At 62.9% G+C, this 21,214-nt stretch carries 14 protein-coding genes and 1 pseudogene; 6 read left to right on the top strand and 9 right to left on the bottom strand.

Going from position 1 to position 21,214, the window contains the following annotated elements; translation table 11 throughout:
* Window positions 1-300: 300 nt before the first annotated feature.
* Window positions 301-2,397, bottom strand: coding sequence for an excinuclease ABC subunit UvrB (gene uvrB / locus AWB75_RS24475; protein WP_061126624.1), 2,097 nt, complete (start codon window positions 2,395-2,397; stop codon window positions 301-303).
* 407 nt (window positions 2,398-2,804) lie between these two features.
* Between uvrB and AWB75_RS24470 the strand changes: the two genes are divergently transcribed.
* Complete coding sequence (locus AWB75_RS24470) at window positions 2,805-4,004, top strand: amino acid aminotransferase (protein WP_061126623.1); 1,200 nt, start codon at window positions 2,805-2,807, stop codon at window positions 4,002-4,004.
* 73 nt (window positions 4,005-4,077) lie between these two features.
* Here the strand turns inward: AWB75_RS24470 and AWB75_RS24465 are convergent, their stop codons facing one another.
* Complete coding sequence (locus AWB75_RS24465; RefSeq protein WP_061126622.1) at window positions 4,078-4,296, bottom strand: hypothetical protein; 219 nt, start codon at window positions 4,294-4,296, stop codon at window positions 4,078-4,080.
* Window positions 4,297-4,547: 251 nt separating this feature from the next.
* On the opposite strand from AWB75_RS24465, the gene AWB75_RS24460 reads away from it, so the two are divergent.
* Entirely contained in the window at window positions 4,548-5,111 is a 564-nt protein-coding gene (locus tag AWB75_RS24460) for a hypothetical protein (protein WP_061126621.1), read from the top strand.
* A gap of 78 nt (window positions 5,112-5,189) precedes the next feature.
* Here AWB75_RS24460 and AWB75_RS24455 read toward each other — a convergent pair.
* Window positions 5,190-6,602 (bottom strand): annotated as a pseudogene (locus AWB75_RS24455) (LutB/LldF family L-lactate oxidation iron-sulfur protein).
* An 11-nt stretch (window positions 6,603-6,613) separates the two neighbouring features.
* On the bottom strand, window positions 6,614-7,348 hold the full coding sequence (locus AWB75_RS24450) for a (Fe-S)-binding protein (RefSeq protein ID WP_061126620.1): 735 nt from the start codon (window positions 7,346-7,348) through the stop codon (window positions 6,614-6,616).
* 192 nt (window positions 7,349-7,540) lie between these two features.
* Between AWB75_RS24450 and AWB75_RS24445 the strand changes: the two genes are divergently transcribed.
* Entirely contained in the window at window positions 7,541-8,356 is an 816-nt protein-coding gene (locus AWB75_RS24445) for an IclR family transcriptional regulator (protein WP_061126619.1), read from the top strand.
* Window positions 8,357-8,433: 77 nt separating this feature from the next.
* Here AWB75_RS24445 and pbpG read toward each other — a convergent pair whose 3' ends face one another.
* A complete protein-coding gene (gene pbpG, locus AWB75_RS24440; RefSeq protein ID WP_061126618.1) occupies window positions 8,434-9,627 on the bottom strand; it encodes a D-alanyl-D-alanine endopeptidase in 1,194 nt (397 codons plus the stop codon).
* Between the two features lie 761 nt (window positions 9,628-10,388).
* Between pbpG and AWB75_RS24435 the strand changes: the two genes are divergently transcribed.
* Window positions 10,389-10,964, top strand: coding sequence for a phasin family protein (locus AWB75_RS24435; RefSeq protein WP_014190976.1), 576 nt, complete (start codon window positions 10,389-10,391; stop codon window positions 10,962-10,964).
* Between the two features lie 171 nt (window positions 10,965-11,135).
* Here AWB75_RS24435 and lpdA read toward each other — a convergent pair whose 3' ends face one another.
* From lpdA to AWB75_RS37755, 4 genes are all read right to left on the bottom strand, one after another.
* Complete coding sequence (lpdA, locus tag AWB75_RS24430; RefSeq protein WP_087086801.1) at window positions 11,136-13,187, bottom strand: dihydrolipoyl dehydrogenase; 2,052 nt, start codon at window positions 13,185-13,187, stop codon at window positions 11,136-11,138.
* Window positions 13,188-13,261: 74 nt separating this feature from the next.
* Complete coding sequence (aceF, locus tag AWB75_RS24425; protein ID WP_061126617.1) at window positions 13,262-14,887, bottom strand: dihydrolipoyllysine-residue acetyltransferase; 1,626 nt, start codon at window positions 14,885-14,887, stop codon at window positions 13,262-13,264.
* Window positions 14,888-14,966: 79 nt separating this feature from the next.
* The gene (gene aceE / locus AWB75_RS24420; RefSeq protein WP_061126616.1) at window positions 14,967-17,660 is read right to left on the bottom strand and encodes a pyruvate dehydrogenase (acetyl-transferring), homodimeric type; all 2,694 of its coding nucleotides are present in this window, start codon (window positions 17,658-17,660) and stop codon (window positions 14,967-14,969) included.
* Window positions 17,661-17,801: 141 nt separating this feature from the next.
* Window positions 17,802-17,990 carry a hypothetical protein gene (locus AWB75_RS37755; RefSeq protein WP_235012217.1) on the bottom strand — a complete coding sequence of 63 codons (189 nt, stop codon included), beginning with the start codon at window positions 17,988-17,990 and terminating at the stop codon, window positions 17,802-17,804.
* Here AWB75_RS37755 and fixL point away from each other — a divergent pair.
* Together fixL and fixJ are read left to right on the top strand one after the other, a co-directional pair.
* Window positions 17,944-20,478, top strand: coding sequence for an oxygen sensor histidine kinase FixL (gene fixL / locus AWB75_RS24415; RefSeq protein ID WP_061126615.1), 2,535 nt, complete (start codon window positions 17,944-17,946; stop codon window positions 20,476-20,478). The genes AWB75_RS37755 and fixL overlap by 47 nt on opposite strands.
* A complete protein-coding gene (gene fixJ, locus AWB75_RS24410; RefSeq protein WP_014190971.1) occupies window positions 20,475-21,110 on the top strand; it encodes an oxygen response regulator transcription factor FixJ in 636 nt (211 codons plus the stop codon). Before fixL ends, fixJ begins: the two co-directional genes overlap by 4 nt.
* Window positions 21,111-21,214 lie beyond the last annotated feature (104 nt).

The following is a 21,214-nucleotide window of genomic DNA, read 5'->3' as shown; positions in this document are numbered from 1 at the left end:
TGTTGTTATCGATTGGCGCGCGCGACGCGAGCCATGCCACTGAACCGTTGGAATGCGCCCGCAACGTCGGTTTCAGAGCGGCAATCGCACAACTCCGTGAACGTTAATACGAACCATTCTCAATGTTCGTCAGTTTAGCATTGTTCGACACCCGGAACAATTTGGCGTGCTTTCAAACCTAGACGCGGTAAGGCTTTTCGGCGGGTCGGGGATTCAGGACGGAACAGCAATAAAAAGCGCGGCGAATCTTTAGAGACGCCGCGCCTTCGGTTAAAGCCCTATAAATCACTTACATAACGCTTACTTCCCGCCGATTCCGCTCACGTGATCGCCCACGTTCGCCCCGAACACGCGTTGCCGCAGCAGCGCCAATTGGTCGCGGGTCTGGGCCGCCTTTTCGAATTCGAGATTCTTGGCGTGATCCATCATCTGCTTCTCGAGGCGCTTGATTTCCTTCGCCAGCTGCTTCTCGGACATGTCCTCGAACTTCGCGCGCGCCTGCGCTTCCTTCAGCTCGGCGCGGGCTTCGTCGGCGTTATAGACGCCATCGATGATGTCCTTGATGCGCTTCTCGACGCCGCGCGGCGTGATGCCCATTCTCTCGTTGTGCGCGATCTGCTTCGCGCGGCGCCGCTCGGTTTCGTCGATGGCGCGCTTCATCGAGTCGGTCATGTTGTCGGCGTACAGAATGGCCTTGCCGTTCACGTTGCGCGCCGCCCGTCCGATGGTCTGGATCAGCGAGCGCTCGGCGCGCAGGAAGCCTTCCTTGTCGGCGTCGAGAATCGCGACCAGCGACACTTCAGGAATATCGAGACCTTCGCGCAACAGGTTGATGCCGACGAGCACGTCGAACGTGCCGAGCCGCAGGTCTCGAATGATCTCGACGCGCTCGACCGTGTCGATGTCGCTGTGCAGATAGCGCACCTTCACGCCGTGGTCGGCGAGAAACTCGGTCAGCTGCTCGGCCATGCGCTTGGTCAGCACGGTGACGAGCACGCGCTCGTGGACCGCGACGCGCGCGTTGATCTCGGAGAGCACGTCGTCCACTTGCGAACGCGCCGGGCGCACTTCGATTTCCGGATCGACGAGGCCGGTCGGACGCACGAGCTGCTCGGCCACCTGTCCCGTCTTCGCTTTCTCGTAATCGGCGGGCGTCGCGGAGACGAAGATCGCCTGGCGCATCTTGCGCTCGAACTCGTTGAACTTGAGCGGGCGATTGTCGAGCGCGGACGGCATCCGAAAACCGTAGTCGACGAGATTTTCCTTGCGGGCGCGGTCGCCGTTGTACATGCCGTTCAACTGACCGATGAGCACGTGCGATTCGTCGAGGAGCATCAGCGCGTCGGGCGGCAGATAGTCGACGAGCGTCGGCGGCGGCTCGCCGGGAGCCGCGCCCGAAAAGTGCCGCGAGTAGTTCTCGATGCCCTTGCAGAAGCCAAGCTCCTGCAGCATTTCCAGATCGAAGCGCGTGCGCTGCTCGAGCCGCTGCGCCTCGACGAGCTTGCCGTCGCCATGAAAGAACTCGAGCCGCTCGCGCAGTTCCAGCTTGATGGTTTCGATCGCGCGCATCACGGTGCCGCGGGGCGTCACGTAATGCGACGACGGATACACGGTAAAGCGCGGGATCTTGTTGCGCACGCGGCCGGTGAGCGGATCGAAGAGCATCATCGATTCGACTTCATCGTCGAACAGCTCGACGCGCACCGCCATTTCCGCGTGCTCCGCCGGGAAAATATCGATGGTGTCGCCACGCACGCGGAACGAGCCGCGCTGGAAGTCGGCTTCGTTGCGCGTGTACTGCATCGCGATCAGGCGCGCGATGACATCACGCTGGCCGAGCTTGTCGCCCGTGCGCAGCGTAAGGATCATCCGGTGATACTCGGACGGATTGCCGATACCGTAGATCGCGGAAACCGTCGCGACGATCACCACGTCGCGCCGCTCGAGCAGGCTCTTCGTAGCGGAAAGCCGCATCTGCTCGATGTGCTCGTTGATCGACGAATCCTTCTCGATGAAGAGATCGCGCTGCGGGACATACGCTTCCGGCTGGTAATAGTCGTAGTACGAGACGAAGTACTCGACGGCATTGCGCGGAAAGAACTCGCGGAACTCGGCGTAGAGCTGCGCGGCGAGCGTCTTGTTCGGGGCGAAGACGATCGCGGGACGGCCTAGGCGCGCGATCACGTTGGCCATCGTGAAGGTCTTGCCAGAGCCGGTCACGCCGAGCAGCGTCTGGAACGAGAGGCCATCCTCGACACCTTCGACGAGCGTCGAAATGGCGCCGGGCTGATCGCCCGCGGGCGGATACGGCTGATAAAGCTGGAACGGCGAACCTTCGAACGTGGCGAATTTCGATTCGTCCAGTTCTTCGGGAGATTCGATGAGAGTATCGGACATGAGAACCTGAAGACCTGAGTCTGCGCCGGGCAAACACCTATTCTAGCGGCTGGCGGAAAACACGCGCGGCGCCGGCGACGGAGAGCGGATCGAATGCAGATTGGGACCGCGCCGCCGATCTCAAGCGCGCGTCTTGCGGCCCTTTTTGCGCGTTCAGACCGGATCGGTCCAAATGACGCTGAAGCGAAAAACCCGCGCCTTCGCGCTCGCAGCGGCGAAAAAGCCCGTGCGGATTCGTTACAATGGGCGACTGCGCTCGACGGCGGCATCGAAGCAACATGGCGATGCGTACCGCATCGGCGCCGCCGAAACCGCCGCGCGGGCATTGCCCCGCATGGTGCTCCCCGCGCGCTCCACTTTGCGAGCGCAATCCTGCCGCACCGTCTTTTTCTCACTGCCGATAGATCATGTCTCTTTTCTCTGCCGTCGAACTCGCTCCCCGCGACCCGATCCTGGGCCTCAACGAAGCCTTCAACGCCGACACGCGCACGACCAAAGTCAATCTGGGCGTCGGCGTGTACACCAACGAGGAAGGCAAGATTCCGCTGCTGCGCGCCGTGCGCGATGCCGAGAAAGCGCGCGTCGACGCCGCGCTGCCGCGCGGCTATCTGCCGATCGACGGCATCGCCGCCTATGACGCCGCCGTGCAGAAGCTGCTGCTCGGCGAGAGCTCGCCGCTCATCGCCGCGGGCCGCGTCGTGACCGCGCAGGCGCTCGGCGGCACGGGCGCGCTCAAGATCGGCGCGGATTTCCTGAAGCGCGTGAATCCGAACGCCAAGGTCGCGATCAGCGACCCGAGCTGGGAAAACCACCGCGCGCTGTTCGAAAGCGCCGGTTTCGACGTGGTCGCGTATCCCTACTACGACGCCGCCACGCACGGCGTGAACTTCGACGGCATGCTCGCGGCCCTCGACGGCTACGCGGCGGGCACGATCGTCGTGCTGCACGCGTGCTGCCACAACCCGACGGGCGTCGATCTCTCGGAAGATCAGTGGAAGCAGATCGTCGAAGTCGTGAAGGCGAAGAATCTCGTGCCGTTCCTCGACATGGCGTATCAGGGCTTCGCGGAAAACATCGATGCCGATTCGGCCGCCGTGCGTCTTTTCGCCGCCGCCGAACTGAGCGCGTTCGTGTCGTCGTCTTTCTCGAAGTCGTTCTCGCTGTACGGCGAGCGCGTCGGCGCGCTGTCGATCATCACGACGGGCAAGGAAGAGTCGGCGCGCGTGCTGTCGCAACTGAAGCGCGTCATTCGCACCAACTATTCGAACCCGCCGACGCATGGCGGCTCGATCGTCGCGGCCGTGCTGGCTTCGCCGGAACTGCGCGCGACGTGGGAACAAGAGCTCGGCGAAATGCGCGACCGCATTCGCGCGATGCGCAACGGTCTCGTCGAGCGCCTGAAGGCGAGCGGCGTCGATCGCGATTTTTCCTTCGTCAGCAAGCAGCGCGGCATGTTCTCGTACTCGGGCCTGACTGCGGCGCAAGTCGACCGTCTGCGTGACGAGTTCGGCATCTACGCCGTCAGCACCGGCCGCATCTGCGTGGCCGCGCTCAATACGCGCAACCTTGATGTCGTCGCGAACGCCGTCGCCGCCGTCCTGAAGTAAGCTGCTCCGGCCATTTCTGTAAACGAAAATGGCGCCTTCGAGGCGCCATTTTTTGTGCGCGTCGCCGGGCGATTCAGAGCGTCTTTTGCGCGGGAAGCACGTCCGGCACAGCGGCTTCGTCTTCGACGAAACCGAGCGAAATTGCGCGGGCGAGTTCCGCGCTCACGTCGGCGACGCCGGTTTGCTCGTGTCGCAACGCCGCGCCGCCACCTTCACCGACGTGCATGCAGAACGTCAATGCGACAGGAAGCAGTATGGCGACCGGCCAGTAGGTCGATATTGTCTTTTTCATGGGACTGCCTTGGTTTCATATGTCGCAGCGGACGAAGACCCACTGACGGACGCTTCGAATGTTACGCAAGCGTCCCAATCTTAAAAAGATATTGAAAAGCAAAGCTTTGTTGCGCTGGCGACAACAAGCGCCAGTTGCTTACTCGCTCGCGTCGGCGCGGCGTCGTCATAAAGGCTTACAAAGTTGTTGGGACAACGCAGCGCCGGTGTTGTCTCATTGGAATAATCGATCAACGAATCGCCCCTACGATCATGAAATCCGCAGTTGCTGGTCTTTTGATTGCCTCGTCCGCCGCGCTCCTCGGCGGCTGCGCGGCGTATCCCGACGCGTCGGCCTACGGCGGTTATCCGGCGGGCGTCTATGACGATCCGGGTTATGGCTACTACGGCGGGCCGCCCGTCGTGCAACCGGGTGTCGTGGTTGGCGGCGGTTATTACAGCGGCCCGGGCGGCTACTATGGTCCCGGGCCTTATTACGGACCTGGACCACGTCGTTACTGGGACGACGGCCCCGGCTGGCGGCGCCAGCCGCCTCAGGGCGGCTGGAACAACAACAGGCCGCCCAATGGCGGCCATGGCGGCCCGCCGCCGCAAGCCGGTGGAGGACGTCCATCTGGCGGTCCACCGCCGCAGCAGGCGGGCGGCGGCGCGCCGCTGCCTAAGGCGGTCGGCGGTCCTCCGATGCGGCCTCCCGCCGCTGCCGCCCCGCCGCCGCCGCCGCCGCCGCCAAATTCTGGCGGCAACCGCGGCAGCAACTACGGCAGCGGCTACGGTGGCGGCCCCAATAAATGGCATACCGGTCCGACCGGAAACTGAGCGGCTCGGCTTCCTCTGCCCGAAAAAACGGCGCTGGAACACGAGTTCCAGCGCCGTTTTCGTTCGTGAACGCGATGCTCAGCCTAGATGCGAATGCTGCGCCTTGTACAACTCCCTGAAGGTGCGTCCCACCGGCGCGGGCATGTCGCGCGTGCTGGTCCATCCTGCGCCGAACGGCAGACGCGAAATCGCCTTCCGGTTGCCGCCCATGCGCTCGAGCACGCGCACCGCGAGCTTCGTGAAGAGCGCATATGCAGCCGGACGTTTCGCGAGATAGCCTCACGCCGCGAGCGCCGCGCGCTCGTTCCACGGCCGCAGCCGCCGCTCCATTTGTTTCTCGCGTAACTTGCGTAACAAATCCGACAGCGGAATGCCGACGGGACAGACGCTGTTGCATTCGCCGCAGAGGGTCGCGGCTTGCGGCAGATCCAGCGCCTTGTCGATACCGACATACGCCGGCGTGAGCACCGAACCCATCGGGCCCGGATACACCCAGCCGTACGCATGACCGCCGATCTTCTGATAGACCGGACAATGGTTCATGCACGCACCGCAGCGGATGCAGCGCAACATCTCCTGGAATTCGCCGCCGATGAGCCCCGTGCGCCCGCCATCGACGAGCACGAAGTACATATGCTGCGGCCCGTCCGTTTCGCCGGCCGCGCGCGGGCCGGTCAGCAGCGAAAAGTAGTTGGAGATCGTCTGCCCGGTCGCGGAACGTGGCAGCAGGCGCATCGCTGTGGCGAGATCGTCGAGCGTCGGCAGCACCTTCTCGATGCCCGTCACCGCGACATGCACGCGCGGCATCACGGTGCACATGCCTTCGTTGCCCTCGTTCGTGACGACGGCCACCGAACCGGTCTCCGCAATCAGGAAGTTGCCGCCCGTCACGCCCATATCCGCCGACATGAAATGCGGACGCAGCACCTCGCGCGCCTCGCGCGTCATCTCGGGGATGTCCGTCAGGCGCGGCTTCTTGTGCGTCTTCGCGAAGAGATCGGCGATCTGCTCCTTGTCCTTGTGCACGACCGGCGCGATGATGTGGCTCGGCGGCTCGTTGTCGTTGATCTGCAGGATGTATTCGCCGAGGTCGGTTTCGATCGACTGCACGCCCATCTCGGCGAGCACGCGGTTCAACTGCATCTCTTCGGAGACCATCGACTTAGTCTTGATGACCTTCTTCACGTCGTGCTTGCGGGCGATGTCCGCGACGAGCTTCGCCGCGTCCTGCGTCGATTCGGCGTACAGCACCGTGGCGCCGCGCCGAGTCGCCTCACGTTCGAAGGTTTCGAGCCACACGTCGAGGTTGTCGAGCGCGCGATTGCGGCGCTCCTTCAACGCGGCGCGAGTCGCCTCGAAGTCGATGTCGCCCACGGCGATCGCTCGCGCGCTCACGAACTTGGTCGAGAGCTTAGTGAGATTCTGCTGCAAGCGCTCGTCGGCGAGTTTCGATGAAGCGCGCGCCTTGAAGTGCATCGTCTGGACTTGCATGAGTCGCTCCTTCAGGCGTTGCTGGTCACGTCGCCCGCAAGCACCTGCGCGATATGCAGCACGCGCGTGCTCGTGTCGCCGGTGCGGCGCAGGCGCCCTTCGATGTTCAGCATGCAGCCGAGATCGCCGAGCACGACGGTATCCACCCCGCTTGCCTTAATGTTCGCGCATTTCTCGTCGACGATCGCCGTCGAGATGTCGCCGTACTTCACCGCGAACGTGCCGCCGAAGCCGCAGCAATGTTCGCAGCCCGCCATCTCGGTCACCGGCACGCCCGCTTGCGCGAGCAGTGCGCGCGGCTGCGCTTTGACGCCGAGCTCGCGCAGGCCGGAGCAGGAATCGTGATACGTCACCATGCCGTCGAACGCGCCCGGCTCCATGCGCGCTTTCGCGACGGTCACGAGGAAATCGGTGAGTTCGAACACGCGCGGCTGCAGACGCGCGAAGCGGTTCATCAGTTGCGGATCGTCGCGAAAGAGATCGCCGTAATGCGCGCGGATCATGCCGCCGCACGATCCCGAGGGCACGACTACGTAATCGAAGTGCTCGAATTCGCCCAGCGTTTTCTCGGCGAGATCACGGGCGAGCGGCCGGTCGCCGGAGTTGTAGGCGGGCTGGCCGCAGCACGTCTGCGACGGCGGCACGATGACTTCGAAACCCGCGCGCTCGATCAGCTTGATGACCGAGAAGCCGATTTCAGGACGCATCATGTCGATGAGACACGTCACGAAAAGTCCGACTCGCATTGGGGGCGTTTTCCTGTTTTGTAGAAGTGATCTGAACGCACGCCGATTATCCGCGAAAGTTCCGCGCGGCGGCGTTCGCGGCAGCGACGCGTGTCCTCAACGCGATCAGTGTTTCTTGGCAGCGTTCGCTTTTTTCACATTATGAGATACAATTGCGGTTCCGCTGTTTGACGCATCAACCGATTTTTCACGATGAGCGATACGAACCCGGAATCCAAGACCTCCATTCAGGTGATCGAGCGAATGATGCGTCTTCTCGACGCCCTCGCCGGCCACACTGATCCCGTCAGCCTGAAAGAACTCGCGCAGAACACCGACCTGCACCCGTCCACCGCGCATCGCATTTTGAACGACATGGTGCTGTGCCGGCTCGTGGACCGGTCCGATCCCGGTACGTACCGGCTCGGCATGCGGCTGCTGGAACTCGGCAATCTTGTGAAAGCGCGACTCTCGGTGCGCGAAGCCGCGATGCCGCCAATGCGCGAACTGCATCGGCAGACCGGGCAAACCGTCAATCTGTCCGTCCGTCAGGGCGATGAGATCGTCTATATCGAGCGCGCCTATTCCGAGCGTTCGGGCATGCAGGTCGTGCGGGCGATCGGCGGGCGGGCGCCCTTGCATCTGACCTCGGTCGGCAAGCTCTTCCTTGCCGCCGACGAAGCCTCGCGCGTGCGCGCCTACGCGATGCGCACCGGCCTGTCGGGTCACACGCAGAACAGCATCACCGATCTCGCGAAGCTCGAACGCGAACTCTCGCACGTGCGCCAGCAAGCGTGCGCGCGCGACAACGAAGAGCTGGAATTGGGCGTGCGCTGCATCGCGGCCGGCATCTACGACGACACCGGGCGGCTCGTCGCCGGCCTGTCGCTCTCCGCGCCCGCCGATCGTCTGCAGGACGCGTGGCTCAAGCAACTCAGCCATACCGCGCTCGAAATCTCACGCTCGCTGGGCTATCGCCCGGAAGAAGCGGCAGTGGAAGCGCAGCAGGCTCAACACGCGCATCGCTGACCCGCGACGCACAAAAAGAAACGGGATTCGTCTTTCGACGAATCCCGTTTGCTTTTACGTCAGCGTAAAACCGGCGCTCAAGGATTCGCGCCGCTGCTCATGTCGGCGCTCATGATGTGCGGCTCGCCGAGCGTATCGAGATACGAACGCAGGCGGCCCGCATCAGCGAAGCGCGAGTACTTGCCATACGAGTCGAGCAGCACGATCACGACCGGGCGGCCGTTCACGTTCGCCTGCATCACCAGGCACTCGCCCGCTTCGTTGATGAAGCCGGTCTTCTGCAAGCCGATATCCCACGACGCATTGCGAATCAGCGCGTTCGTGCTGTTGTACGCGAGATTGCGCTTGCCTGTGAAGACGTCGTAGCTGCGGTCGGTGGAGAACTTGCGAATCAGCGGATATTGATACGCCGCGTTCACCATCTTCACGAGATCACGCGCGCTCGATACGTTCTGGCTCGTGAGACCCGTGGAATTCTCGAAGTGCGTGTCGGTCATCCCGAGCGACTTCGCCTTCGCGTTCATCGCGGCAATGAAGGCCGGACGGCCGCCGGGGTAATAGCGCGAGAGTGCCGCCGCCGCGCGATTCTCGGATGCCATCAGCGCGATGTGCAGCATGTCTTCGCGATTGAGCTCCGAGCCGACCGCGAGGCGCGAGCCGGTGAACTTCTCGTAGTCGCGGTCTTCGTCGGTGACGGCAAGCTCGTCGGTGAGCGGCATGTGCGAATCGAGCACGACCATCGCCGTCATCAGCTTGGTGATCGACGCGATCGGCACGACGGCGCGCGAGTTCTTGTCGAAGAGCGTCTCAGACGTGTTCTGGTCGACGACATAGGCAACGCTCGAGCGCAGCGCGAGGCTGTCGGGCGTGTCATGCAGGCCGAACGCCTGACCAGCGGACGTGGCGCGCGGCTGGAACGCGACCGCGTGCACCGCGCCGCGGCGCGAACGATCCATGCGATAGCTCACGCGATGCTTCTTCGAGGCGCGGGGCGCGTCGTCGCCGTCATCGGCGGCGACTTTTGCGGCCTTCGCCGGCTTCGGTGCCCTGAGCGAGGTTTTTGCCACGCGCGCCGGCTTTTCAGCGTTGGCCGTGGCTTGGGCGGACTTCTTCGTGGTCTTGCTTGCGGTGGCGGTTGAGGTCTTCGCGAGGGCTTCAGCCGGAACCGCTGCGAAGGACGTCGCGACTGCGATGGAGACGGCGAGGGACAATGCGGAGCGCATCGCCACGCCGTGCACCACCTTCAACGACGAAAACATTTCGGTTTTCATTAGTGTTCTGTTGGGCGGCTGGAGAGTACCGCCAAGTGTAGTGAAGCTACGAAATTTAAGCAATATTAAGTACTTATGGGCACTCGTTAAACCGAGTTATAAGCCCTGCATGCTTATTACTGATCGACAACACGCCACGATCGGAAAAAACGATCGTTCCGGGGAAACAGTGCTGCCGACAGCGTGCTCTTCTGCCCGACGACAAAACGCACTATCGGCAAAACTTTCCAAAACTTTAGACAGACTGGGGTATCAGTTCGGACAACACGCAGCGTTTCGAATCGAGGGGATCGGTCTTTCCGGCGCCCGCTTGGTTCAGTTTGGATCGGCAGCCGAAATGTTAACGTTTCTGCCACATTTTGGTGTACGGCAACGTCTTAAAAAATAAGACAGCCATAAGACGAAGTCCGAGTTGCGTCGCGGCAAAAATAGCCCAGTTCGTGCGCGCAACATCAAAGGTTCATCGAGCCGTGCTCTCATTGAACGATGCATCGCATTCGGGGCGACCCACCCGGCGTCGGTACATAGGGTTTCCCCGCACGAATTTCAGCTCGTTGCTTCAAAAGTAAGCCGTTGTTTAACAAGCGTTTTTCCTCATTGTGCGGCGCACAAAAAATGCTTGACAACCATAGGAATATCTCTAAAATGGCCTTCATGTTGCGACGCACCAATCGCAGTTGCACCTAGCCGGCACGTTCGCCGCGCCGGATCTACCCAAACCACGACCCGCGTTTTGATGGGTCGGCCATCAGGAGCCTGAGATGACGCTGTTGACCCCCGAGCAAATCGCCGCTGCACAAAAAGCCAACTTCGACACGCTGTTCGGCCTCACGAACAAGGCGTTCGAAGGCGTTGAAAAGCTCGTCGAACTGAACCTGCAAGTCGTGAAGTCCACGCTGGCCGAAAGCCAGGAAAACGCCCAGCGCGCGCTGTCGGTGAAGGACGCACAAGAACTGCTCGCGCTGCAAGCCAGCCTGACCCAGCCGGTCGCGGAAAAGGTGCTGTCGTATGGCCGTCACCTGTATGAAATCGCATCGGCTACGCAAGCTGAATTCGCCCGCGTCGCGGAAGCTCAGTACGAAGAGCAAAACCGCAAGGTGCAAACGCTCGTCGACAACGTCGCGAAGAACGCACCGGCCGGTTCGGAAACCGCTGTCGCCGTGATGAAGTCGGCCATCACCGCCGCCAACACGACGTACGAAACGGTTCACAAGGCAACGAAGCAAGCTGTCGAAATCGCTGAAAGCAACTTCAACGCTGCCGCTACGGCTGCGACGAAGGCTGCTACGCAGGCTACGGAACAAGCTTCGCGCGTCGCGAAGAAGTCGGTTGCCTAAGTTTGCTGCCGGGTTCCGCCCGGTGTAGTGCAGCACGCATCACGAAAAACCCGGCCATTGCGCCGGGTTTTTTGCGTCTGCGTCCGCCGTCCGCCGCGCGAATAAGCGCGAATAAAAAAGGCGCGCTCCCGTGAAGGAGCGCGCCTTTTGCGCTTTCAGCCAACAGGAAACTTACTTCTTGCGCTGCGGCGGCAAGTCCGTGCAAACGCCTTCGTACAACTCGGCGGCCATGCCGACCGATTCACCGAGCGTCGGGTGCGGGTGGATCGTCTTGCCGATGTCGGTCGCATCCGCGCCCATCTCGATCGCGAGACATACTTCGCTGATCAGATCGCCCGCATTCAGACCGACAATGCCGCCGCCGATCACGCGATGCGTCTCTTCATCGAAAATGAGCTTGGTGAAGCCTTCGTCGCGGCCATTGGCGATCGCGCGGCCCGACGCGGCCCAGGGAAACACTGCCTTGCCGAACTTGATGCCTTCGGCCTTGCACTGGTCTTCCGTCTTGCCGGCCCATGCCACTTCCGGGTCCGTATAAGCGACGGACGGAATCTGCATCGCGTCGAAATACGCCTTCTCACCGTGCGCCACTTCCGCCGCGACGTGGCCTTCGTGCACGGCCTTGTGCGCGAGCATCGGCTGGCCGACGAGATCGCCGATCGCGAAAATGTGCGGCACGTTGGTACGCATCTGCTTGTCGACGTCGATGAAGCCGCGATCCGTCACCGCCACGCCCGCCTTGTCCGCGCCGACCTTCCCGCCGTTCGGGCTGCGGCCGACCGCGAGCAGCACGAGGTCGTAGCGCTGCGGCTCGGCCGGCGCCTTCTCGCCTTCGAACGTCACGTAGATGCCGTCTGCCTTCGCTTCCGCCTTGGTCGTCTTGGTCTTCAGCATGACGTTCGTGAAGCGCTTGGAGTTGTACTTCTCCCAGACCTTCACGAGATCGCGGTCCGCACCGAGCATGAGGCCATCGAGCATTTCGACGACATCGATGTCCGCGCCGAGCGTCGAATACACCGTCGCCATTTCCAGGCCGATGATGCCGCCGCCGACCACGAGCATGCGCTTCGGAATCTGACGCAGTTCGAGCGCGCCGGTCGAATCGACGACGCGCGGATCGTCCGGGAAGAACGGCAGCTTCACCGCCTGCGAGCCCGCCGCGATGATCGCCTGCTTGAACTTCACGACCTTCTTGCCGTCCGGGCCGTTCACTTCCATGTGATACGGATCGACGAAGCTGCCGACGCCCGTCACCACCGTCACCTTACGCGCCTTCGCCATGCCCGCGAGACCGCCGGTCAGCTTCTTGACGACGCCTTCCTTGAATCCGCGCAGTTTGTCGAGATCGATCTTCGGCTCGCCGAAGCTGATGCCGTGCGCGGCCAGTTCCTTCGTTTCATCCATGACGAGCGCGGTGTGCAGCAGCGCCTTCGACGGAATGCAGCCGACGTTCAGACACACGCCGCCGAGCGTCGAATAACGCTCGACGAGCACGGTCTTCATGCCGAGGTCGGCGGAACGGAACGCCGCCGAGTAACCGCCGGGGCCGGCGCCGATCACGAGCATGTCGCATTCGACGTCCGCCGCGCCGGAATAGCTGCCCGCTTGCGGCGCGGGCGTCGGGGCTGCGGCAGGCGACGGAGCCGCTTTCTGAGCCGCAGGCGCAGCGGCGGCAGCACCGCCTTCGAGCGTCAGGATCAGCGTGCCTTCCGACACGTTGTCGCCGACCTTGACCTTCAGTTCCCTCACCGTGCCCGCCGCGGGCGACGGCACGTCCATCGTCGCCTTGTCGGATTCGAGCGTGACGAGCGACTGCTCCTTCTCGACCGTATCGCCCGGCTTGACGTGGATTTCGATGACCGGAATGTCCTTGAAGTCGCCGATATCCGGGACCTTCACGTCCTGCACGCCACCGCCCGAAGCCGGTGCAGCAGCAGCCGGCGCGGGCGCAGCGGCCGGCGCGGGCGACGGAGCAGCAGCGGCCCCCGCGGTTTCGATCATGGCGATAACCGAGCCCTGCGAGACCTTGTCGCCCTGCTTGACCTTCACTTCCTTGATCGTGCCCGCGACATCGGCGGGCACTTCCATCGTGGCCTTGTCGGTTTCGAGCGTGATGACGCCCTGTTCCTTTTCGATGGCGTCGCCGGGCTTGATATTGACTTCGATGACATCGACATCGGAGAAGTCGCCGATGTCGGGTACTTTTAGTTCGACGAGACTCATGTTGTCCCCTAAGAGATGTGCGGATGGAACCTCAGGCTTGCGCCCGAGGTTCCGCCGTCGGCCGGATCAGAAGATCAAAGAATGACGCGACGGAAATCCGCCAGAATCGCCGACAGATACGCGTTGAAGCGGGCAGCGGCCGCACCGTCGATGACGCGATGGTCATACGACAGCGACATCGGCAGCGTGAGGCGCGGCAGGAACTGCTTGCCGTCCCACACGGGCTTCTGATAACCGCGCGACAGGCCGAGGATCGCGACTTCGGGCGCGTTGATGATCGGCGTGAAGTGCGTTCCGCCGATGCCGCCCAGCGACGAGATCGAGAAGCAGCCGCCCTGCATCTGATCGGGCTTCAACTTGCCGTCGCGTGCGAGCTTCGACAGTTCCGCCATTTCCTTGGCGATATCGACGAGGCCCTTCTTGTCGGCGTCGCGGATCACCGGAACGACGAGGCCGTTCGGCGTATCGGCCGCGAAACCGACGTGGTAGTACTTCTTGAAGACGAGGTTGTCGCCGTCCAGGCTCGCATTGAAGTCCGGGAACTTCTTGAGCGCCGAGACCACGGCCTTGATGACGAACGCGAGCATCGTGAACTTCACGCCCGCCTTCTCGTGCTCCTTGTTGAGCTTCACGCGCAGTTCTTCGAGCTCGGTGATGTCGGCTTCGTCGTTGTTCGTGACGTGCGGGATCATCACCCAGTTGCGATGCAGGTTCGCGCCCGAGATCTTCTTGATGCGCGACAGCGGCTTCGGATCGACCGGACCGAACTTCGTGAAGTCGATCTTCGGCCACGGCAGGAGACCCAGCTCGCCGCCGCCACCGCCGGCGGGAGCCGCCGCGGCAGGCGCCGCGCCCTGACCCGACATGACGCCCTTCACGAACGCGGTGATGTCGCCTTGCGTGATGCGGTTCTTCGGACCGGTGCCGCGCACGCGCGACACATCGACGCCGAGCTCACGCGCGAACTTGCGCACCGACGGCGACGCATGGCTCGACGTGCGCGTGCCGTCGCCGGCGGGCATCACGGGCGCCTGCGCGAGCGCGGACGGCGCTTCCTTCTGCGGAGCCGGTTTCGCGGGCGCATCCGGCGGCACTTCCTTCTGCGCGGCCGGTGAGGGCGACGGAGCCGGAGCGGCGCCACCCTCGCCGCCTTCCAGCACGAGAATCAGCGAGCCTTCGGAGACCGTGTCGCCGATCTTGACCTTCAGTTCCTTCACGGTGCCGGCGGCGGGCGAAGGAACGTCCATCGTCGCCTTGTCGGATTCGAGTGTGACGAGCGACTGTTCCTTCTCGACCTTGTCGCCCACTTTCACGGCGATCTCGATGACCGGAATGTCCTTGAAGTCGCCGATGTCCGGCACCTTCACGTCGACGGAACCGCCACCGGCTGCAGCGGCAGGCGCGGGTGCAGCGGCCGGCGCCGGTGCGGGCGCGGCAGCCGGAGCCGGCGCAGCAGCAGCGCCGCCTTCCAGCACGACGATGAGCGAGCCTTCCGACACGCTATCGCCCACCTTGACCTTGATTTCCTTCACGACGCCCGCTGCCGAGCTCGGCACGTCCATCGTGGCTTTGTCGGATTCGAGCGTGACGAGCGACTGCTCGGGCTCCACCGTGTCGCCCACCTTGACCAGCACTTCGATCACGGGGACGTCCTTGTAATCGCCGATGTCCGGCACTTTGACTTCGATCGCTTGACTCATTATTAGTGTCTCCTGGGTTGCACACGGCCTCTTTCCGCTTCGGAAAGAGGCCGCGTCACAACACACGGGGGCGATGCCTTTAGACGGTCATCGGGTTGGGTTTGGACGGGTCGAGGTTGTACTTCCGGATCGCCTCAGCGACGACCTTGCGCTCGATCGTGCCTTCGTCGGCCAGCGCGTTCAGCGCGGCCAGCGTGACCCAGTAGCGGTCGACTTCGAAGAAGTGGCGCAGCGCTTCGCGCGTGTCCGAGCGGCCGTAGCCGTCGGTGCCGAGCACCACGAACTTCTGTGGCACGAACGCGCGGATCTGATCGGTCAGCGCGCGGATGTAATCCGTCGATGCGATCACCGGACCCTTCGCGCCCGTGAGCAGCTTCGTGACGTGCGCGACCTTCTTCTCTTCCGTCGGATGCAGCAGGTTGTAACGCTCGACGGCCTGGCCTTCGCGCGCCAGTTCGGTGAAGCTCGGCACGCTCCACAGGTCGGCGGACACGCCCCAGTCGTCCTTCAGCAGCGCAGCGGCGGCGATGACTTCGTTGAAGATCGTGCCCGCGCCCATCAGCTGGACGTGCGCCTTGGCTGGCGCATCGGACTTCTTGAACGAGTACATGCCCTTGATGATGTCCGAAGCAACGGCATCGCCTTGCGGGATCGCCGGATGCTCGTAGTTCTCGTTCATCACGGTAATGTAGTAGTACACGTCTTCCTGATCCGCGACCATGCGGCGCAGGCCGTCCTGCATGATGACGGCGAGTTCGTAGCCGAACGTCGGGTCATAGCTCACGCAGTTCGGGACCGACGCGGCCCACAGGAGCGAGTGGCCGTCTTCGTGCTGCAGGCCTTCGCCGTTGAGCGTCGTGCGGCCCGCGGTGCCGCCGAGCAGGAAGCCGCGCGAACGCATGTCGCCCGCCGCCCATGCCAGATCGCCGATGCGCTGGAAGCCGAACATCGAATAGAAGATGTAAAACGGAATCATGATCTCGCCGTGCGTCGAATACGACGTCGCGGCCGCGATCCAGTCACACATGCCACCGGCTTCGTTGATGCCTTCCTGCAGAATCTGACCCGTCTCCGATTCCTTGTAGAACATCAGCTGGTCGGAGTCTTCCGGAATGTACTTCTGGCCGTCCTGATTCCAGATACCGATCTGGCGGAAGAGACCTTCCATGCCGAAGGTGCGCGACTCGTCCGGGACGATCGGCACGACGCGCTTGCCGAGCGCCTTGTCCTTCAGAAGGATGTTGAGAATCCGCACAAAGGCCATCGTCGTGGAGATTTCGCGGCCTTCGCCCGTGCCCTTCAGGAGCGGCTCGAACGCGGCGAGCGCCGGCACCGGCAGCGACTCTGCCTTTTCGCGGCGCGCCGGCAGATAGCCGCCCAGGTCCATGCGCTTCTGGCGCATGTACTCGAGTTCCTTCGAGCCTTCCTCGAACGTCAGATACGGCACGTCGGCGATTTGCTCGTCGCTGAGCGGCAGGCGGAACTGGTCGCGGAATTTCTTCAGCGTGTCGATCGGCAGCTTCTTCTGCTGGTGCGTGATGTTCATCGCCTGACCGTGCTCGCCCATGCCATAGCCCTTGATGGTCTTGGCGAGGATGACGGTCGGCGCGCCCTTCGTGCGGGTGGCTGCGTCGAAGGCCGCGTAGATCTTGTGCGGATCGTGGCCGCCGCGGTTCAGGTTCCAGATGTCGTCATCGGACCAGTCTGCGACGAGCGCCTTCAGTTCCGGCGTGTTGAAGAAGTGCTCGCGCACGAATGCGCCCGACTCCGACTTGTACGTCTGGTACTCGCCATCGACGACCTCCATCATGCGGCGCATCAGCGCGCCGGTCTTGTCGCGCGCGAAGAGCGCATCCCAGCGGCTGCCCCAGATGACCTTGATGACGTTCCAGCCCGCGCCGCGGAATTCGCTTTCCAGTTCCTGGATGATCTTGCCGTTGCCGCGCACCGGACCGTCCAGACGCTGCAGATTGCAGTTGATCACGAACACGAGGTTGTCCAGACGCTCGCGCCCGGCCATGCCGATCGCGCCGAGCGATTCCGGCTCGTCCGTCTCGCCGTCGCCGAGGAACGCCCAGACCTTGCGGCCTTCGGTCTTCGCCATGCCGCGCGCCTGCATGTACTTCATGAAGCGCGCCTGATAGATGGCCATGATCGGGCCGAGGCCCATCGAGACGGTCGGGAATTGCCAGAAGTCCGGCATCAGCCACGGATGAGGATACGACGAAATGCCCTCGCCGCCCACTTCCTGACGGAAGTTGTCGAGCTGCTTGTCGGTCAGGCGGCCGAGCAGGAACGCGCGCGAGTAGACGCCCGGCGACGAGTGGCCCTGCACGAACACGAGATCGCCGCCGTGCTCTTTCGACGGCGCGTGCCAGAAGTGATTGAAGCCGACGTCATAGAGCGTCGCGGCAGACGCGAACGAAGCGATATGCCCGCCGACGTTCGTGTCCTTGCCCGCGCGCAGCACCATTGCGATGGCGTTCCAGCGGGTGTACGAGCGGATACGGTGTTCGATGTCCTGATCGCCAGGAATCTTGGACTGCGACGCGACGGGGATCGTGTTGATGTACGGCGTGTTCGCCGAAAACGGCAGATGCTCGCCGTGCACGCGAGCAAATTCGATCTGTTTCTCGATCAGGTAGTGCGCGCGATCAGGACCGACCGCGGAAATCACGCCGTCGAGCGCGTCCAGCCACTCGGCGGTTTCCTGAGGATCGTCGTCCTTGGCGTTGGCGACATATTTGAGAACTTCGTCGGGTACAGCGGACATGCTCGTCTCCTGATGTGAGGAACACTCTCTGAAAACCGCCGGCGCACGCCCGCAAAAAGGCGGGCACTGGCCGCGTGCCGGCAATTCTAAAGAGGGTCGCGATCATGACGCAAGGAATTTTTCAAATCATGAGAGGTCATCTCACCATGCGAAAAATTGCTGCAACGCACCGTCCGATAAGACTTTTTTGTTCAGATGTTTCTCCTCCTTTTCCCGCAATCGAGCCTGCTCAACCGTCTTTTTACGCCATTTAACAATCAGGTGGTGCGTTACAATCGCTTCCATGTTGACCGAACGGCTGATCAAACGCTCGGCGAGGTCCGCGCGCAAGCCGACCGACGCCTCGCCCTCTCGCTGGCACCACGGACCGTGGTGGTCGAACTCCTATTTACTCACGCCGCTCATTTCCATCCTGGTATTTCTGGTGGTGATGAGTCTCATCCTGTGGAGCCTGAACCGGCGCGAGCAGCAGCAGCAGGAAGACACGCTGTATCGCAACGTCGCATGGGCCCAACAACAAATACGCCTGTCAATGACGGGCGCGCAAGAACAGATTCAGGCCCTCGCGCGCGACATCGCGACCGGTCACGGCGACCCGCAAAACTTCCAGACTTCGTCCACGGACATCATGCAGGGGCATCCCGAGATCCTCTACATGAACTGGTACACGAGCGAGCATAAGCCGCGCTGGCCCAATACGCCGTTGCCCGTGCTCGGATCGCGCCTCGCGAAGCCGAACGAAACACAGATGGACGAGGCCGTGCAGGCCGCCTTCGACGAAGCGCGCACCAGCCGCCGCCAAGTCTACTCGCCGCTGCTCTACGACGATCTCGGCAACGGCTATATCACGCTCCAGACGCCCGTCTTCCGCGAGCGCGAGTTTCTGGGCTCGATCGCGGCGGTGTTCTCGATCGAGGGCATCCTCAAGCACGACATTCCGAGCGAACTGTCGGCGAAGTACAAAATCTCCATCACCGACCTGAACAACCGCGAGCTCGCGACGACGTCGAGCCGGCCGCGCCTGCCGCGCGACATGTTCTACGACCTGCCGCTCGATCCGCCAGGCCAAGGGCTGTCGGTGCGCGTGTATTCGTATCCGCAACTCACGAACTTCACTAACAACACGCTCGTTTGGCTCGTCGCCGGTTTGTCGTGCTTCGTGCTGTGGAGCTTGTGGAGCCTCTGGAAGCACACGCGCCAGCGCTTCGAGGCGCAGCAGGCCCTCTATGCCGAAGCGTTTTTCCGCCGCGCGATGGAAAACTCCGTGCTGATCGGCATGCGCGTGCTCGACATGCACGGCCGCATCACGCACGTGAATCCGGCGTTCTGCCGCATGACGGGCTGGGACGAAAGCGATCTCGTCGGCAAGAATGCACCGTTCCCCTACTGGCCGCGCGACGCGTACCCCGAAATGCAGCGCCAGCTCGACATGACCTTGCGCGGCAAGGCGCCCTCTTCCGGGTTCGAGCTGCGCGTGCGCCGCAAGGACGGCTCGTTCTTCCACGCGCGCCTGTACGTCTCGCCGCTGATCGACAGTTCGGGGCGTCAGACCGGCTGGATGTCGTCGATGACGGACATCACGGAGCCGAAGCGCGCGCGCGAAGAACTCGCCGCCGCGCACGAGCGCTTCACGACCGTGCTCGAAAGCCTCGACGCGGCCGTCTCCGTGCTCGCCGCCGACGAAGCCGAGCTGCTCTTCGCGAACCGCTATTACCGGCATCTCTTCGGCATCCGTCCGGACGGCCACCTGGAGCTCGCGGGCGCCGCATTCGACGGCGGCTCGCAAAGCTCGTCCGACACCATCGACATGGTCGATACCTACGCCGGCCTTCCCGCCACCGCGCTCACCGAAAGCTCCGCGGACGCGCAGGAAGTCTACGTCGACGGCATCCAGAAGTGGTTCGAAGTGCGCCGCCAGTACATCCAGTGGGTCGACGGCCATCTCGCCCAGATGCAGATCGCGACCGACATCACGCAGCGCAAGCAGGCGCAGGAACTCGCGCATCAGCAGGAAGAAAAGCTGCAGTTCACGAGCCGCCTGATGACGATGGGCGAAATGGCTTCGTCTCTCGCGCACGAACTGAATCAGCCGCTCGCCGCGATCAACAACTACTGCTCGGGCTGCGTCGCGCTGGTCAAATCCGGCCGCATGACGCAGGAAACGCTCCTTCCCGTGCTCGAAAAGACCGCGCAGCAGGCCGTGCGCGCGGGCATGATCATCAAGCGCATCCGCGAATTCGTGAAGCGCAGCGAGCCCAAGCGCCAGGCGGCGCGCGTCGCGGATATCGTCGCGGACGCGGTCGGCCTCGCGGAGATCGAGGCGCGCAAACGCAAGATCCGCATCGTCACGGAAATCCGCTCGCGCATGCCGGTGATCTACGTCGACCCGGTTTTGATCGAACAAGTGTTGGTCAACCTGTTGAAAAACGCCGCGGAAGCAATGCATGATGCGAAACCGAACGCCGTCGATCCTGTGATACGCGTCGTCGTGATGCGCATGGACGGCGGCTTCGTGTGCATCAGCGTGGTCGATCAGGGTCCGGGCGTCGACGAAGCAACCGCCGAGCGTCTGTTCGAGCCGTTCTACAGCACCAAATCGGACGGCATGGGGATGGGCCTGAATATTTGCCGCTCGATCATCGAGTCGCATCGCGGACGCCTTTGGGTGGTCAACAACGTCGAAGCGGACGGCCACGTGACCGGCGCCACTTTCCACTGCAGCCTGCCGATCGGCGAAGTGGAAGGATCGTCGGGCACGGGCGGCACGGATGCGCACGACGAACATACGAGACAACAAACAGTTACGGGAGAACTATGAGCACAGTCACCACTCAGGAAACCGTCTTCGTCGTCGACGATGACGAAGCCGTGCGTGATTCCTTGCGCTGGCTGCTCGAAGCAAACGGCTATCGCGTTCAGTGTTTCTCCAGCGCGGAATCGTTCCTCGACGTCTATTTGCCGATTTCCCATTCCGGCGCGATCTCCTGCCTGATTCTCGACGTGCGCATGGCCGGCATGACGGGCCTCGAATTGCAGGAGAAGCTGATCGCCGAGAATTCGCTGCTGCCGATCATTTTCGTCACGGGTCACGGCGACGTGCCGATGGCCGTCTCGACCATGAAAAAAGGCGCGATGGACTTCATCGAAAAGCCTTTCGACGAAGCGGAGTTGCGCAAGCTCGTGGAGCGCATGTTGGAGAAGGCGCGCAGCGAGAGTACGAGCGTGCAGCAGCAGCGCGCCGCCGCCGAGCGCCTGGGCAAGCTGACGGCGCGTGAGCATCAGGTGCTCGAGCGCATCATCGCTGGCCGCCTGAACAAGCAGATCGCCGACGATCTCGGCATCAGCATCAAGACGGTGGAAGCGCATCGCGCGAACATCATGGAGAAGCTCTCCGTGAATACCGTTGCCGATCTGCTGCGCCTCGCGCTGTCGAACAAGCCGCAACAGTAACGGTTCATCCCTCCAGGCGGCCGGCATCTTCCGCCGGCCGCGCCTCTCGCAGCGCGCCTTCATGGCGACTGCCTCCGCTCCTCCCTCCGAAGCCCCGTTGTCTG

It is taken from the genome of Caballeronia catudaia (assembly GCF_001544755.2).
In the GTDB taxonomy this organism is placed as follows: domain Bacteria; phylum Pseudomonadota; class Gammaproteobacteria; order Burkholderiales; family Burkholderiaceae; genus Caballeronia; species Caballeronia catudaia.
Note: the sequence above shows the minus strand (reverse complement) of the source record. Positions and strands in the feature narration are given on the sequence as shown.